The following is a 15038-nucleotide window of genomic DNA, read 5'->3' as shown; positions in this document are numbered from 1 at the left end:
TATAATAAATTTATGAAAATCTTAACTTGGAACTGCAATGGTGCTTTTAGAAAGAAAGCCTATTTACTCGATGATTTAGAATTAGATATTTATATAATTCAAGAATGTGAAAATCCTAATATATATTCAAAAGAAAAAGAAAGAAAAACTAATTATTTATGGAAAGGGAACAATAAAAATAAGGGCTTAGGAATTTTTGCAAAAAATAACATAAAACTAAAAATGTTAGACTGGTCTGATAAAAATTACAAATATAAAAATGAGGAATTAGAACTTTTTCTTCCTTGTTTGGTAGATGAGCAATTTATCATTCTTGCAGTTTGGACAAAACATGCAAATTCAGAAGTATTTGGATACATTGGACAACTTTGGAAATATCTTCAACTACACAAAAATAAATTAAAGGAATATCCTTGTTTTATTATCGGAGATTTTAATAGTAATAAAATTTGGGATAAATGGGATAGATGGTGGAACCATAGTGATGTAGTAAAGGAATTAGAGGAAATTGACATAATTAGTTTTTATCATTACTTAAATAATGAAAAACAAGGAGAAGAAGAAAATCCTACTTTCTATTTACAAAGAAAACTTGAAAAAGCATATCACATAGATTATATATTTGGAACTAAGAAATTATTAAAAAAAGAAACAAAATGTAAAATTCTAAACAAAAGTAAATGGATTGAAGTAAGTGACCATTTACCTTTGATGTTAAATATTTAATTTAGGTTACAAAATAAACTTTTCTATTAACTGATAAACTCCTGCAGTGGCAATTCCTGCAGCTATTCCTGCAACAATATCATCACCCATAACACCTAAACCACCTTTTACATCTCTATCGATTTTACCTATAATAGATGGTTTCCAAATATCAAAAAGTCTGAAAAATACAAAAGCAAGTGGAGCCATAAAAAGAATATTATCTCCATTTATTCCACAAATTGATAAAGCTATCCACATACCAGCAAGTTCATCTATTACTATTTCACTGCTATCATGTAAATCTACTTCTTTTTCATAGATATCAATTTGTTTAACCGCTACAACAGTTATCAAAATAGATAATAAAAACAAAGTTGAAGAGTGTAAAAATTCTAAAAGAAAAAGTCCTAAAATTAAAGAAACAAAAGAACCAACTGTTCCAGGAGCTTTTGGACTTAAACCACTAAAACCTACTGTTAAAAAAAATTTTCTCAAATTCATACATTATCCCCTATTTCTTTTTTTCGATATCTAGTTTTTTTCTTTTTTCCCAAAGCGATTTTCTTGAAATTCCAAGTTTTTTTGATAGTTCTGTGTCTGGATATTTGTTTTGATATGACATAACCATCATTTTTACATAATCATTTATTGTCATAATGTTTGTAATTCCTACTAACTCTTTTTCACTATTTATCTCTATTTTTCTATAAGGGAAACTATCTTCACACTCTAAAGTGGAAATAACACAAGTTTTATCTTCAATATATTTAACAACATAATCTTTCATATTTTTTTTCAAAGTATGATAATCACTTAAATAAATGATAGTCTTTTCTTCAATACAATTTATTTGTTTTTGCCAAGTAGCTGAAGTTAAAGTTATAAAACTTATAGGTAAATCAACTTTTTTTGATAATTCAAAAACCAATTTATCAGCATATCTTTGAGAATTTGTCTCTATTAAAAGAGGGAAAGATGGAGGTAATAAAATTCCACTTACATCAATATCAGACATAGTAAATTCAAAATACTCTTTTAAAGTTTGTAACTCTCTTTTTACATTTCTTGTATCAATATAGTGATATATTTTTCTTATTAATTCATCCATAATAAATGGCTTCATAATATAATCTCTTGCACCATCTTTTATATGATTTGTAACTGTTTCATCTGAAACATAAGAAACTAAAAGAAGAATTATAGATTTATGCGAATACTTTTTAGTTATCTCTTTACATAAAGCAGTTGGTAAAGAAGTTGATAATAAAATCACATCATAATCTTTTGATAAATTATCAATATTTGGTGATTCTATATAATCACAATTGTGTCCATCATCAAGAAGTCTTGACACTACTTTTTGAGCTAAATATATCTCATTTTCGATAATTAATATGTTCATCTTTTTTTCCAATTATAATATTTCAATGTGGCAATACTTTGAACAGCAACCCCTTCTGCTCGTCCAATAAATCCTAGTTTTTCTGCTGTTGTAGCTTTTATATTTACAAACTGTTTTTCTATTCCTAAAAGTTTTGCCATTGACTTTTTGATTTCATCTTTAAAAGGATTGATTTTAGGTTTTTGTGCAATTATTGTTAAATCAACATTTACTATTTCATATCCAACATTATTTATAAAATTAACAATTTGTCCTAATAAAAGTTTTGAATCTATACCTTTGTATTTATCATCTGTATCTGGAAAAAATTCACCAATATCTCCAGCTCCACAAGCCCCTAATAAAGCATCAATTACCGAATGAATTAAAACATCTCCATCACTATGTGCTTTAAATCCATATTCATAAGGAAGTTTCACTCCACCTAAATACATATCTTTTATATCTTCAAAGGCATGAATATCAAATCCTGTTCCTGTAAAAAAATTATTTGAAGGAGCTTTTAAACAAGGAAGTTCATCAAGTTCATCACCCAAAGTTAATTTTTTGCTAGAAGTAGAACCTGGGATATATTTTATTTTTCCATCTATTGCTTTGATTGCTGAACTTTCATCTGTAAATTCGATGGGAGTATTTAAGGCATCTCTCAAAACTTGAGTGTTTGAAAGTTGAGGAGTTTGTATAAGTTTTACATTTCTTCTATCAATAGTATCATTTTCATAAACTACTGTATCTGTTACATTTAAAATAGGAACTATACAATCTGCACTAGATTTTTCATTTAAAAGATTTTCTATTACACTTTGAGGAACACAAGCTCTTGCTACATCAGTTATCATTACATATTTTGTAGTTATAAATTGTAAACTATTTAAAATTGATAATTGTCTAGTTTCTCCACCTTTTACAAAAATAAAATCATCACTAAAATTTTTCATATAATTTAGTTCATCTTGGTGAGAAGTAACTATTACTTTATCAAATTTTGCAAAAGAAGATATTCTTTTCGTAACATTTAGCCATAAAGGTTCATCTTCAACCCTTATCCATTGTTTTTTTGTTTTGTGTTCAAACCTCGTGGAATTCCCAGCGCAAAGAACTATTAATGTAACATCTAACAACAATAACTCCTTTTGTGTAAAAAAGTTACAAATTATACCTATTTGTTACTTAATGAGAGTTGAGAATTCTTTTCTATTTTTTCTCTAATTGAGTCTAATGCATTTAAAAAATATTCAACATCAAAATTATATTCTAAAACTTTTTTTAAAGCTTTTTCTATATTATTATCACTTAATGGATTTCTAATATCACATAAAATCTTTACAACATTTAATATTTGTGCTTTGTGAATAAATTCTTTTGGACAATTTTCTAAATCTTCTGTAAATGCAATGGGAAAAATTATATTATGACTAAAATCCCAATGTTTGAAAATATTTGCACTTATTCTTGAACAAGAATATCCAGTAAATTCTAATTCACAAGCACTTATGTTGTCTTTTTCAACTAAACTTTTTAAAAAAAATTCTGTTTGTCTTTCATCTTGAATTACTTGAGAAATTATAAATTTACCATTCTCTTGTAAAAAAGCAGGCAAAAACAATTCATTTTTTAAATCTTCATCAATTTGTTTTAGCCAGTTATCAACAAAAATTGCACTTAACGCACTAGAATAAAAGAAATCATCATTAGTAACTGCATAAGCAAATAAATTCCTATTTATAGTTTTCGAAACAATACTTTCAATAGCAATAGCCAAAGTTAATTTTATACCTAGTGTTTCAATAGCTTTGTTTAAAGTTTCAACTTTAAAATTTGTACCATAAAGGTTTGAATTTGATATTTTTAAAATATTTGAAACAATAAAAGAATCTTTTTTTAAAATTTTTACCAACTCTTTTATGTCTGAGTTATCATTTTTTCTGAAATCATTAATTTCTTTGATACTATTTGGAAGATTTTCTAAAGTCTTTATTTCTTGAATTAAATTTTTTTTCATTGAATTTCTCTTTAAATTATGAAATATTATATAGAAAAGAAACTTATACAACTAATAATTCAAAAATTCATATGCTCCTTAAGCTTATATAAATATATTTGGCTATAATCCAGTTACAATTAAATAAATATTATAGGATTTTAAAATGAGAACTTGGTTAGACGATCATAAAAACGACAAAATTAGAACTCAAATGTATTATGCAAAACAAGGAATTATTACTCCTGATATGGAATATGTAGCAAAAGTTGAAAAACTTGATCCTGAACTTGTAAGAAGTGAAATTGCAAGAGGAAGACTTATCATTCCAGCAAATGTAAATCATAAACATTTAGTTCCAATGTCAATTGGAATTGCATCTTCATGCAAAATAAATGCAAATATCGGTTCATCAGCACTTGCTAGTGATGTTTCAAAAGAGATTGAAAAAGTTGATGTTTGTTTAAAATATGGTGCTGATACTATCATGGATTTAAGTACAGGTGGAGACTTAGATATGATAAGACGGGCAGTAATTGAACACTCAACAGTTCCAATTGGAACAGTTCCAATTTATCAAATCTTACATGATGTAAAAGATAAAATTGAAGATTTAACAATTGAAAGAATGCTTGAAGTAATTGAAAGACAAGCTCAACAAGGGGTTTCATATTTTACAATTCATGCTGGTTTTTTATTAGAATTCATGCCACATGTTGCAAAAAGAAAAATGGGAATCGTTTCAAGAGGTGGTTCTTTAATGGCTGCTTGGATGATGCATTATCATAAAGAAAATCCATTCTATGAAGCATTTGATGAGATTTTAGATATTTGTAGAAAATATGATGTATCTTTATCTTTAGGAGATTCATTAAGACCTGGTTGTTTGGCTGATGCATCTGATGAAGCTCAATTAAGAGAATTAAAAGTTCTTGGAGAATTAACATTAAGAGCTTGGGAAAAAGATGTTCAAGTTATGATTGAAGGTCCTGGACACGTTCCTTTAAATCAAATTGAAAGAAATATGAAACTTGAAAAAGAGTATTGCCATGAAGCACCGTTTTATATCTTAGGACCACTTACAACTGATATTGCAGCTGGTTATGATCATATTTCATCTGCAATTGGTGCAGCTGTTGGTGGATGGCATGGGGCATCTATGTTATGTTATGTAACTCCAAAAGAACATTTAGGTTTACCAAATGCTGAAGATGTAAGAAATGGAATTATTGCATATAAAATTGCTGCTCACTCTGCTGATATAGCAAGAGGAAGAAAAGGGGCAAGAGATATTGATGATGAAATGTCAGATGCTAGATATGCATTTAACTGGAATAAACAATTTGAACTTTGTTTAGATCCTGATCGTGCAAAAGAGTATCATGATGAAACATTACCTCAAGATGTATTTAAAGAAGCAGAATTTTGTTCAATGTGTGGACCTAAATTTTGTTCATATAAAATAACACAAAAAATAGTAAAAGAACATGGGCAGGAGATGGTTGACATTGCAGGCTAATTAAGACAATAATTATCCTATTTTTATTATAATCACAATTTAATAAATTATTATAAGGATTTTATATGGCTACTATTGAAAATATTAAAAAAGAGTTAGAAAAAGTTAAATATCCAGGCTTTACAAAATCTATTGTAGAGTTTGGATTTGTAAAAGATATTAAACTTGATGGAAATAATTGTTTTATTATTGTAGATATCACATCTACATCAACAGAAGTTGAAGAACAATTAAAAAAAGACATTTCTGCCTGTATTGAGCCTTTAGGCTTAACATTAACAATCTATTTAAATAAACCAAAAGAACAAATCCAACAAAGTAATAGTGTAAGTGGTAAAAATATTGCTCCTCAAATTAAAAAAATTGTTATGGTAAGTAGTGGAAAAGGTGGTGTTGGAAAATCAACTACAACAGTAAATTTAGCAATTGCTAGTGCAATGCAAGGTAAAAAAGTTGGTATTTTAGATGCTGATATTTATGGTCCTAATATTCCAAGAATGATGGGATTGATAGGAAAAGAAGTTGAAGTTATAGGAGATAAAGCAAAACCATTAAATGCTTATGGTGTTGATGTAATGTCTATGGGTATGTTGATGCAAGAAGGTCAAGCTCTTATTTGGAGAGGAGCTATGATAATGAAAGCTATCCAACAACTTTTAAGAGATATTGTATGGGAAGATTTAGACATATTATTTATCGATATGCCTCCAGGAACTGGTGATGCACAACTTACTCTTGCACAAAGTGTTCCTGTAAGTGCAGGAATAAATGTAACAACTCCTCAGCATGTTGCACTTGATGATAGTAAAAGAAGTTTAGATATGTTTAAAAAACTTCATATTCCTGTAGCTGGAATAATAGAAAATATGAGTGGATTTATTTGTCCAAATTGTAATACTGAATCTGATATTTTTGGAATGGGAACTTGTGAAGAATTAGCAAAACAGTATAATACACAAGTATTAGGAAATCTTCCAATTGAACCAGCAATCAGAAAAGGTGGAGATAGCGGAAAACCTATTGTATATTTTGATCCAGAATCAATAACAGCAAAAAGATATATGATAGCTGCGGATAAATTAATTTCATTTTTAAATTCACAAAATGAAGTTTCAAATGCTGAAATTCAACCAATAATGCCAGCAGGTGTTAGTGCATGTTCAACTGAAGGACAAAAAATAAAAGCACAATATGATGAAGCTAAAAAATCAAATGGAAGTTGTGGAAGTGGATGTGGTTGTCACTAAGATAATAAAATAAAAAAGAGTTTTACTCTTTTTTACCCACATTGGTAGTACTCTTCAAATACCTCTTTAATTTTTTCTGTTACTAGTTTTTCGTTCCAATTATGTCTTTGTGCAAATGTCTTTATTTCAGACTCTTTTTGCTCTTCAGAACAGAAAAAATATAACTTCTTAACAAAAGGTTTTGGCACTGAAATAGCAATTTTTTGGAAATAGCTTTCTTTACATTCAGCTGAGCAAAAAACCTTTGATATTGGAATTTTTTTAGAGCAGTATTGACAACTATTTGTCATATTTATACTCCTTTATTTATTTTTTAATTCTCGCATTATAACAATCGATTATTAAATGCAACTTAGTTGTATAAGAAATTTTAAAATTTTTAAGATTTAACTCTAGAATTTTTTTCTTCAATTCCAGAGATTCCAAACCTTCTTGCTAACTCTTGTTTTACTCTATCTGGATTTATATTTTTACTTGCAAGTGCTACTAAAACATGATATGTAATATCAGCTGCTTCATAAATAATCTCTTCTTCATTATCATCTTTCACTGCAAATGTAAATTCTCCAGCTTCTTCTACAATTTTTTTAAGCATAGAATTTTGATTACCTTTAAGTAATTTTGCTGTATATGATTTTGAAACATCTTCATCTTTTCTTTCACAAATAGTGTGATATAAAGTATCAATAACTCCATAAGCAGCTGTAGTATTTATTTCAACGCCACTAATTATTTCATCAGTTTTTAGGTTTGTATAAAAACATGATTTTCTACCTGTATGACATGCAACTCCAGTTTGATTTACTTTCAATAAAAGTGTGTCATTATCACAATCAACGAATATTTCTACAATTTCTTGAAGGTGATTTGAGCTTTCCCCTTTTTTCCAAATTCTTTGTTTACTTCTACTAAAATAGTGAGCATAATTTGTTTTTATAGTAAGTTCTAAGGCTTCTTTATTCATATAAGCCAGCATCAAAACTTCATTTGTTTTTGCATCTTGAGTAATAACAGGAATTAAATTATTCATTTTTTCCCAGTCAATTTTATTTAATTGTTCCATCAGTTTATACCTTTAAATTTTGTACCGACATCTATTTTAAATCCTTCTATAGTCATCAATTCTTGATTTATATCTAAATTAAATCCGAAACTATAATCACTTTCTTTTTCTTCTTCTTTTTTTTCTTTATATTCTAAAATATCTTCATATTTTACATTTTGATTATATTTTAAAATATTATCATATTTTGGTTCAGGCTTAATTCTCAAAACAGATTCTATCTCTTGTGCATAAATTGTTGAGATAAAAAAAAGATTAATTATTATAAATAGTTTTCGTTTTTTCATACTACTTTTCTTTATAAAGAAGTAGTTAAAACTACCTCTTTTTATTTTTGATTTAAAATTGTATCTCTTGATTTATCTTTTGTGTCAACCCAAATATTTGGAGTTGCACCACCTGGCGTTAAGAAAATTTTTGCATCTTTATTTTCTCTTAAAGCTTCATTGAATTTACCTTGAACTTCAATTTGTTGCATTTGCAATAAATTTTGAGTTAAAGATTGAGCTATCTCTTTATTTGCTTCAGCTTGTGCTTTTGCTTCAATAGTTACAGCATCAGCTCTACCCTGAGCTTCAATTCTTCTAGCTTCAGCTTCTCCTGTTGCAAGGGCAGCTCTTTTTTCTGCTTCTTGTTTTGCTCTTTGAACTTCGTATCTTACTCTTTCTGCTTCTTGATTTGCAATTTGAACTTTTTCTATTTGTTCTTTAATTTTTTCAGGAAGTACTATCTCTTTAAGTTGCACAGATTCAACTATAACTGCTGCTTGAGATCTTTCTGTTACTTTTTCTTTTATCAATCTATCAAGACTTTCAGCAACATCATTTCTTTTCATTGGAAGAACTTCTGCATTATATCCACCAAGAACACTTCTTGCTACTTCTCCAACAATTTGGTTAACAATTTTATCTTCCCAAGATGGTCCCCAGCTTGCAATAGTTTCAGGAACACCTTCAGCTATTATTTTATATTGAACAGTTAGTTCAATAGAAATAGGTAAACCTCTTGAATCAAGAACATTAATCGCTGGATTATTTTTGATACTTTGATCAAAAGAACCTATATTTTGTGTATTCATATATGTTAAAAGTCTAACTTTTGTATCAACAACAATAACTTTTTGAAGTACTGGAATATAGAAGTGAAAACCTGGATTTAATGGCTCTTTATCATATTTTCCTGTTGTTGCTTTAATCCCAACTTGTCCTGATTCAATAATTACAAAAGGTTTAAAAATAAATAAAACCCCTATAATTATAATTATTGCATAAAGCATACCTGCTTTTTTCCCAAAATTTTTAAAAAATTCTGGTGTTTCAAATGGAGGTTGAAAATTACCACCATTTCCTCCACCATTATTATTTTGTTGTCTGTTTTTAAAATAGTCATTGTCTATTGGCATATCTTTCCTTATTTAAATATTTTAATAACTTATAATAATTAAGATTAGTTAATGTAAGTTAAATACTTAATATATTTTTCATTTTTTCCAGTAACTGCATCAAAATATGCAGACTGAATTTTTTCAGTAATTGGTCCTCTTGAACCACAACCAATAACTCTTGCATCAACTTCTCTAATTGGAGTTATTTCAGCAGCAGTTCCAGTAAAAAACGCTTCATCAGCGATATATATTTCTTCTCTTGTAATTCTTCTTCTTACAACTTCAATTCCTAAATCTTTTGCTAATTCAATAGCTGTTGCTTGAGTAATAGACTCTAAAGAGTTATCATTTGGTGGAGAAATTAATACTCCATCTCTAACGATAAAGAAACAAGCACCACTAGCTTCTGCAATATATCCTTGATCATCTTTTAATAAAGCTTCATCATATCCAGCCTCAACAGCCTCATATTTTGCCATTTGAGAGTTTAAATAATTTGCAACTGCTTTTGCTTTTCCCATTCCAGAAGTATTTGGAGTTCTTGAAAAAGATGAAATTTTTACTCTAACACCTTTTTTTAAACCTTCTTCTCCCAAATATGCTCCCCATTCCCATGCAGAAAGAGATACTTTTACAGGAGCATCTTTATGATAAAGTCCCATAACACCATAACCTAAATAAACTAATGGTCTTAAATATGCACCATTCGTTAATTCATTTTTTTGTAGAAGTTCAACTTGTGCTTTATTTAACTCTTCTAAAGAAAAAGGCACATCCATTAAAGTCATTTTTGATGAATTTAACAATCTTTTTGTGTGTTCATTTAATTTAAAAATTGCACATCTTCCATCAACAGTTTTATAAGCTTTTGTTCCTTCAATAGCACCATTTCCATAATGTAATGTATGACTTAAAACATGAACTTTTGCATCATGCCAAGCAACAAATTCTCCATCCATCCATATATATTTTGATTCAGTCATCTTAATTATTTCCTAATAATTTATTTATTTTAACTAATATTCTAGCCAAAAGATAATTAAAATCTTGATTCTAAAATTAATTTTTTTAATCAAAAAGGTTTAATTTAACAGCTTTTAACCACTCTTTAAATATACTATCTAATGAATATTATTAAAAACAATTATAATTTATAAAAGTAGAGAATTAATGAAAGAGTTAATAGAAGATTTAATTAGTAAAAAAGTTTTAATCATCGATGGAGCAATGGGAACACAGCTTCAAATAGCAGATATAAAACAAGAAGAATGGCTTTTTGAAGATTTAGATTTAGAAGGGTGTAATGAGCTTTTAAATTTAACTGCACCTCATATATTGGAAACTATTCATGATAACTATGCAAAAGCAGGTGCAGATTTAATTTGTACAAACACTTTTGGTTCAATGCCTTGGGTTTTAGATGAGTATAATATTGGACATATGTCTTATGAATTGTCAAAATTAGGTGCTAGTTTAGTAAAAAAATCTTGTGAAAAATATACTACAAAAGAGAAACCTAGATTTTGTGTAGCATCAATTGGTCCTGGAACAAAACTTCCATCTTTAGGTCACATTAAATATGATGAGATGTATGAAGGTTATAAAATTATGGCAAAAGGGCTTGTTGATGGTGGAACAGATATTTTCTTACTTGAAACTTGTCAAGATCCACTTCAAATAAAAGCAGCGCTTCATGCACTAAATGATGTAGCACCTCAAATTCCAATTATGGTATCAGTAACTATTGAACTTTCTGGAACAATGCTTATTGGAACAGATGCTATGACAATTGCTGCTATTATGGCACCTTTTAATATCTTATCTTTAGGATTTAACTGTGGAACTGGTCCTGTACAAGTTCATAAACATGTTAAAACATTAAGTCAAGTTTGTAAATTTCCTATTTCAGTCCATGCAAATGCTGGACTTCCTCAAAATAGAGGTGGAAAAACTTATTATCCGATGCAACCAGAAGAGTTTACAGCTTTACAAAAAGAGTTTTTAAAAATAAATGGAGTTGCATTTTTAGGTGGTTGTTGTGGTACGACACCTGACCACATTGAAGCTTTGGCAAAGGCTATTGAAAATGAAGTTCCACTAAAACCTTGTGGATTTTTAAAAGCTTCATTAGCAAGTTTATTTAATATCGTTCCATTAAAACAAGAACCAGCCCCTTTACTAATAGGAGAAAGAAGTAATGCAACAGGAAGTAAAGCTTTTAGGGAGTTACTTAAAGCTAATGATTATGAAGGAACATTAAGTGTTGCTCAACAACAAGTTCGTGCAGGAGCTCATGTAATTGATGTATCTGTTGGATTTGCGGGACGAGATGAAAGATTTGATATGGATGAAGTTGTTTCACTTTATTCACAAAAAATTGCACTTCCACTTATGCCTGATTCAACGCAAATTTTAGCACTGGAAGCAGCACTAAAACAAATTGGTGGAAGATGTATAATCAACTCTGTAAACCTTGAAGATGGTATTGAAAAATTTGATGCTGTTTGTTCTTTAGCAAAAAAATTTGGAGCTGCACTTGTTTGTCTTGTAATTGATGAAATTGGAATGGCGAAATCAAAAGAGAGAAAATTAGAAGTTGCAGAAAGAATTTTTGACTTATGTGTAAATAGACATGGATTTGATCCTGCTGATTTAGTATTTGATATGCTTACATTTACTATTGGTTCTGGAGATGATGAATATAGAACAGCGGGAATTGAAACGCTTGAAGCAATAAGAGAGTTCGAAATAAGACATCCTGAAGTAGGAACGACTTTAGGACTTTCAAATATCTCTTTTGGTTTAGCAACAAATGCTAGAATTTATCTAAACTCTATTTATCTTGACCATTGTGTAAAAGCTGGACTTACAAGTGCTATTGTGAATGTAAAACACATTTTACCACTAAACAAAATAAGTGAAGAAGATAAAAAAGCTTGTGATAATTTGATTTTTAATATTTGGGAAAATGGTGCTGACCCACTTTTTGCATTTATTGAACATTTTTCAAATGTAGAAGGACAAGAAGAGCAAAGCGATGAGGAGTACCAAAAACTCGAACCAATTGAAAAAGTAAAAAAACTTCTTCTTGATGGAGATAAAGAGAGACTTATCCCTTTAGCTTTAGAATTAAGACATACGATTCAACCTGAAATTATCGTAAATGAGTGGTTAATTGATGGAATGAAAGTAATAGGTGAACTTTTTGGAAGTGGTCAAATGCAATTACCATTTGTACTTCAAAGTGCTGAAACTATGAAAGCAACAGTTGATGCACTTAATCCATACTTACCAAAACAAGAAAAAGCAAGTGAAACAACTCTTATTTTAGGAACTGTTAAAGGCGATGTTCACGATGTTGGTAAAAATTTAGTTGATATTATTTTAAGTAATAATGGATTTAAAGTTGTAAATGTAGGTATAAAAGCCGATTTAGGACAATTTGTTGAAGAACTAAATAAGCATAATGCTCATGCTATTGGAATGAGTGGATTACTTGTAAAATCAACAGCAGTTATGAAAGAAAATCTTGAAGAATTGCAAAAATTAGGTATTAAAGTTCCTGTACTTCTTGGAGGTGCAGCACTTACAAAAAATTTTATTGATGAATATTGCCGACCATTTTATGATGGTCCTATTTTTTACTGTAGAGATGCTTTTGATGGTGTTGTTTCTATGCAAAGAATTGAAAAAGGTGATGAAAACAATACTGCACTTGCAGCTGATTTAATTGAAAGAATAGATACAAGCGATAGAGTTGAAAAAGAAGAGATTGAAATACCTCCTTATGAAGAAATATCTATGCCAGAACGTGGAAAATTTGTTTTTCCTCCAATTTGGGATAGAGTAACAAGAAGAGGTGAAAAACTAAATAAAGAGTTGATTTTTAAATGGATAAATCACAGAGTTTTATTTAGACAAAGATGGGGATATAAAAGAGGAAAACAGACTCCAGAAGCTTTTATGAAATATGAAAGAGATGTAGTTGAACCAACTTATGAAGCTTTAAAAGCTGAATTAGTTGATAAAGATATTTTTGACCCAATTGCGATTTATGCTTATTATCCTTGTATATCTTTTGATAATAAACTTTATATTTTTGATAAAAAATATCTGTTTAATTCGCTTGAAGAGTCAAAAAATATTCCTCCTCTAAGTGAAGCTATAAAAGTATTAGAATTTCCAAGACAAAAAAGAAAACCATTTAGATGTATACCTGACTTTTTTGCAAATGATAGACTTGATGTAGTTGCCTTCACACTTGCAAGTGCTGGACTTAAAATCACTGATTATGAAAGAAGTTTATACGACAAAGGTGAATTTACAAAATACTATCAAGTTCATGGACTTGGAGTTGAACTTGCTGAAGCATTAGCAGAAGTTTTACACAAACAAATAAGACTTGACTTAGATATTGTACCAAACGAAGGGCACACTTTAAATGATGTTCAAATGAAACAATATGTTGGTTGTAGATATTCTCCTGGATATGCAGCTTGTCCAGATTTAGCGATGAATAGAGATATTTTTGATTTATTAAATCCTGAAGAGTTTGGAATAGAACTTAGTGAAACATTCCAAATGCACCCTGAACAAACAACTTGTGCAATAGTTGTTACAAATCCTGAAGCTAATTATTATAATGTATAAGAGTTAACTCTTATACATTTAACTTATATTGAGCAAGCCTTTGCTTTACACTTTGCATCAAGGCTATATTTACCAGCACCTAAAAACATGATAGCAATTGAAACTAAAAGATAAATAAGTGGTAATTCAATAACTGGACCACCAGTTTTTCCTAAAGTAAATATATCAGCGCTATGAGCTAAGAAAATAGCAAAAACCATTGTAAATGCAAAAAAGAATGATGAAATTCTAGTGAATAATCCAAGAATAATTAAAATAGGGAAAACAACCTCACCTAAAAATACACCATAAGCAAAAAATTCAGGTAAACCTGCACTTGTAACTAAAAATTTTATTCCATCAATTCCATTTTGTAATTTTGAAAACCCATGAAAAAGCATTAAAACAGCAATAGAAACTCTTAAAATCAATTTACCAATATCTTCATTTAAAATAGATTCTAGTTTATTTTCACAACATCTCATAATTTTTATCCTTATATTAAAATTTTATTCATAGATAAACCAATTAACCTATAAATTTAACTTTATATTATAACAAACTAAGATAAAATATTTATCATTATCATTAGTAGGAAAATTCGATGTTTAAAGAAAAGAGTATTAAAAATAAAATTTTAGAATATATATATACTACTTCAAAACAACCAATCTTGTTAAAAGATATGTTAATTGCAAATAGACAATTTAACAATGGAATGCAAGTTGATCCAGGGAAGTTAGGTTTTCGTTTAAAACTTGCTCGTGCATATTTTTTATATATACTAATTGTTCTTGGTATTTTAGTTCCTATTTCTCTTTTAACACACAAACCTTTGGCAAAAATAGATCCACATATCTCTATTTTAGGTGGAATGGTAATAACTGCTGTAATTTTTATAGGGTTTAACTTTTTTAGGGATAAGATGAGAGATATTATGACTAAAGAGCTAATCAAAAAATCTTGGAAGTTACATTTTCCATTTTTTTCTTACGAAGATTACTCTATAAAAATAGATGATATCTTTGAAAAAGCTATGAAAGAAGAAGTTACAAAAAAAGATTTAGAAAGATATATTTTAGATAAATTAACTGCTAATTAAAGC

At 28.7% G+C, this 15038-nt stretch carries 15 protein-coding genes; 5 read left to right on the top strand and 10 right to left on the bottom strand.

The window, feature by feature from the left end:
- Positions 1 to 12: 12 nt before the first annotated feature.
- Complete coding sequence (locus B0175_RS04285; RefSeq protein ID WP_108527433.1) at positions 13 to 726, top strand: endonuclease/exonuclease/phosphatase family protein; 714 nt, start codon at positions 13 to 15, stop codon at positions 724 to 726.
- A gap of 6 nt (positions 727 to 732) precedes the next feature.
- Here the strand turns inward: B0175_RS04285 and B0175_RS04280 are convergent, their stop codons facing one another.
- The 4 genes from B0175_RS04280 to B0175_RS04265 are packed head-to-tail and all read right to left on the bottom strand — an operon-like array spanning position 733 to position 4112.
- On the bottom strand, positions 733 to 1209 hold the full coding sequence (locus B0175_RS04280) for a phosphatidylglycerophosphatase A family protein (RefSeq protein WP_108527432.1): 477 nt from the start codon (positions 1207 to 1209) through the stop codon (positions 733 to 735).
- A 10-nt stretch (positions 1210 to 1219) separates the two neighbouring features.
- A complete protein-coding gene (locus B0175_RS04275; protein ID WP_108527431.1) occupies positions 1220 to 2110 on the bottom strand; it encodes a DNA-binding transcriptional response regulator in 891 nt (296 codons plus the stop codon).
- Positions 2107 to 3231, bottom strand: coding sequence for a bifunctional 2-C-methyl-D-erythritol 4-phosphate cytidylyltransferase/2-C-methyl-D-erythritol 2,4-cyclodiphosphate synthase (locus B0175_RS04270; protein ID WP_108527430.1), 1125 nt, complete (start codon positions 3229 to 3231; stop codon positions 2107 to 2109). Before B0175_RS04270 ends, B0175_RS04275 begins: the two co-directional genes overlap by 4 nt.
- Before the next feature lie 38 nt (positions 3232 to 3269).
- Positions 3270 to 4112, bottom strand: coding sequence for an HDOD domain-containing protein (locus tag B0175_RS04265; RefSeq protein ID WP_108527429.1), 843 nt, complete (start codon positions 4110 to 4112; stop codon positions 3270 to 3272).
- Between the two features lie 145 nt (positions 4113 to 4257).
- Between B0175_RS04265 and thiC the strand changes: the two genes are divergently transcribed.
- Together thiC and B0175_RS04255 are read left to right on the top strand one after the other, a co-directional pair.
- Positions 4258 to 5610, top strand: coding sequence for a phosphomethylpyrimidine synthase ThiC (thiC, locus tag B0175_RS04260; RefSeq protein ID WP_108527428.1), 1353 nt, complete (start codon positions 4258 to 4260; stop codon positions 5608 to 5610).
- Between the two features lie 65 nt (positions 5611 to 5675).
- A complete protein-coding gene (locus tag B0175_RS04255; RefSeq protein WP_108527427.1) occupies positions 5676 to 6857 on the top strand; it encodes an Mrp/NBP35 family ATP-binding protein in 1182 nt (393 codons plus the stop codon).
- 32 nt (positions 6858 to 6889) lie between these two features.
- Here B0175_RS04255 and B0175_RS04250 read toward each other — a convergent pair whose 3' ends face one another.
- The 5 genes from B0175_RS04250 to B0175_RS04230 form a co-directional block, all read right to left on the bottom strand.
- Entirely contained in the window at positions 6890 to 7147 is a 258-nt protein-coding gene (locus B0175_RS04250; RefSeq protein ID WP_108527426.1) for a hypothetical protein, read from the bottom strand.
- Between the two features lie 89 nt (positions 7148 to 7236).
- Positions 7237 to 7920, bottom strand: coding sequence for a bifunctional phosphoribosyl-AMP cyclohydrolase/phosphoribosyl-ATP diphosphatase HisIE (hisIE, locus tag B0175_RS04245; protein ID WP_108527425.1), 684 nt, complete (start codon positions 7918 to 7920; stop codon positions 7237 to 7239).
- Positions 7920 to 8207, bottom strand: a complete 288-nt coding sequence (locus tag B0175_RS04240; protein ID WP_108527424.1) for a hypothetical protein — start codon at positions 8205 to 8207, stop codon at positions 7920 to 7922. The genes hisIE and B0175_RS04240 overlap by 1 nt, the downstream gene beginning before the upstream one ends.
- Before the next feature lie 41 nt (positions 8208 to 8248).
- Entirely contained in the window at positions 8249 to 9322 is a 1074-nt protein-coding gene (locus B0175_RS04235; protein ID WP_108527423.1) for an SPFH domain-containing protein, read from the bottom strand.
- A gap of 44 nt (positions 9323 to 9366) precedes the next feature.
- The gene (locus B0175_RS04230) at positions 9367 to 10287 is read right to left on the bottom strand and encodes a branched-chain amino acid transaminase (protein ID WP_004510160.1); all 921 of its coding nucleotides are present in this window, start codon (positions 10285 to 10287) and stop codon (positions 9367 to 9369) included.
- 187 nt (positions 10288 to 10474) lie between these two features.
- On the opposite strand from B0175_RS04230, the gene metH reads away from it, so the two are divergent.
- On the top strand, positions 10475 to 13954 hold the full coding sequence (gene metH, locus B0175_RS04225) for a methionine synthase (RefSeq protein ID WP_108527422.1): 3480 nt from the start codon (positions 10475 to 10477) through the stop codon (positions 13952 to 13954).
- 23 nt (positions 13955 to 13977) lie between these two features.
- On the opposite strand, the gene B0175_RS04220 is transcribed toward metH, so the two are convergent.
- Positions 13978 to 14418 carry a DoxX family protein gene (locus tag B0175_RS04220; RefSeq protein WP_108527421.1) on the bottom strand — a complete coding sequence of 147 codons (441 nt, stop codon included), beginning with the start codon at positions 14416 to 14418 and terminating at the stop codon, positions 13978 to 13980.
- Between the two features lie 119 nt (positions 14419 to 14537).
- On the opposite strand from B0175_RS04220, the gene B0175_RS04215 reads away from it, so the two are divergent.
- Positions 14538 to 15035: a hypothetical protein gene (locus tag B0175_RS04215; RefSeq protein WP_108527420.1), complete on the top strand. Its 498-nt coding sequence runs from the start codon at positions 14538 to 14540 to the stop codon at positions 15033 to 15035.
- Positions 15036 to 15038 lie beyond the last annotated feature (3 nt).

The sequence above is a fragment of the Arcobacter lacus genome (assembly GCF_003063295.1).
Classification (GTDB): domain Bacteria; phylum Campylobacterota; class Campylobacteria; order Campylobacterales; family Arcobacteraceae; genus Aliarcobacter; species Aliarcobacter lacus.
The sequence above is the reverse complement of the archived record's forward strand: the minus strand, read 5'-3'. Positions and strand labels throughout refer to the sequence as shown.

Bases quoted from the DNA above. Each gene is read 5' to 3' on its own strand.
- B0175_RS04240 (WP_108527424.1), bottom strand. From the start codon at position 8,207: ATGAAAAAACGAAAACTATTTATAATAATTAATCTTTTTTTTATCTCA.
- B0175_RS04215 (WP_108527420.1), top strand. From the start codon at position 14,538: ATGTTTAAAGAAAAGAGTATTAAAAATAAAATTTTAGAATATATATAT.
- B0175_RS04285 (WP_108527433.1), top strand. From the start codon at position 13: ATGAAAATCTTAACTTGGAACTGCAATGGTGCTTTTAGAAAGAAAGCC.
- B0175_RS04250 (WP_108527426.1), bottom strand. From the start codon at position 7,147: ATGACAAATAGTTGTCAATACTGCTCTAAAAAAATTCCAATATCAAAG.
- hisIE (WP_108527425.1), bottom strand. From the start codon at position 7,920: ATGGAACAATTAAATAAAATTGACTGGGAAAAAATGAATAATTTAATT.
- B0175_RS04235 (WP_108527423.1), bottom strand. From the start codon at position 9,322: ATGCCAATAGACAATGACTATTTTAAAAACAGACAACAAAATAATAAT.
- B0175_RS04220 (WP_108527421.1), bottom strand. From the start codon at position 14,418: ATGAGATGTTGTGAAAATAAACTAGAATCTATTTTAAATGAAGATATT.
- B0175_RS04275 (WP_108527431.1), bottom strand. From the start codon at position 2,110: ATGAACATATTAATTATCGAAAATGAGATATATTTAGCTCAAAAAGTA.
- B0175_RS04255 (WP_108527427.1), top strand. From the start codon at position 5,676: ATGGCTACTATTGAAAATATTAAAAAAGAGTTAGAAAAAGTTAAATAT.
- thiC (WP_108527428.1), top strand. From the start codon at position 4,258: ATGAGAACTTGGTTAGACGATCATAAAAACGACAAAATTAGAACTCAA.
- B0175_RS04280 (WP_108527432.1), bottom strand. From the start codon at position 1,209: ATGAATTTGAGAAAATTTTTTTTAACAGTAGGTTTTAGTGGTTTAAGT.
- B0175_RS04230 (WP_004510160.1), bottom strand. From the start codon at position 10,287: ATGACTGAATCAAAATATATATGGATGGATGGAGAATTTGTTGCTTGG.
- B0175_RS04265 (WP_108527429.1), bottom strand. From the start codon at position 4,112: ATGAAAAAAAATTTAATTCAAGAAATAAAGACTTTAGAAAATCTTCCA.
- metH (WP_108527422.1), top strand. From the start codon at position 10,475: ATGAAAGAGTTAATAGAAGATTTAATTAGTAAAAAAGTTTTAATCATC.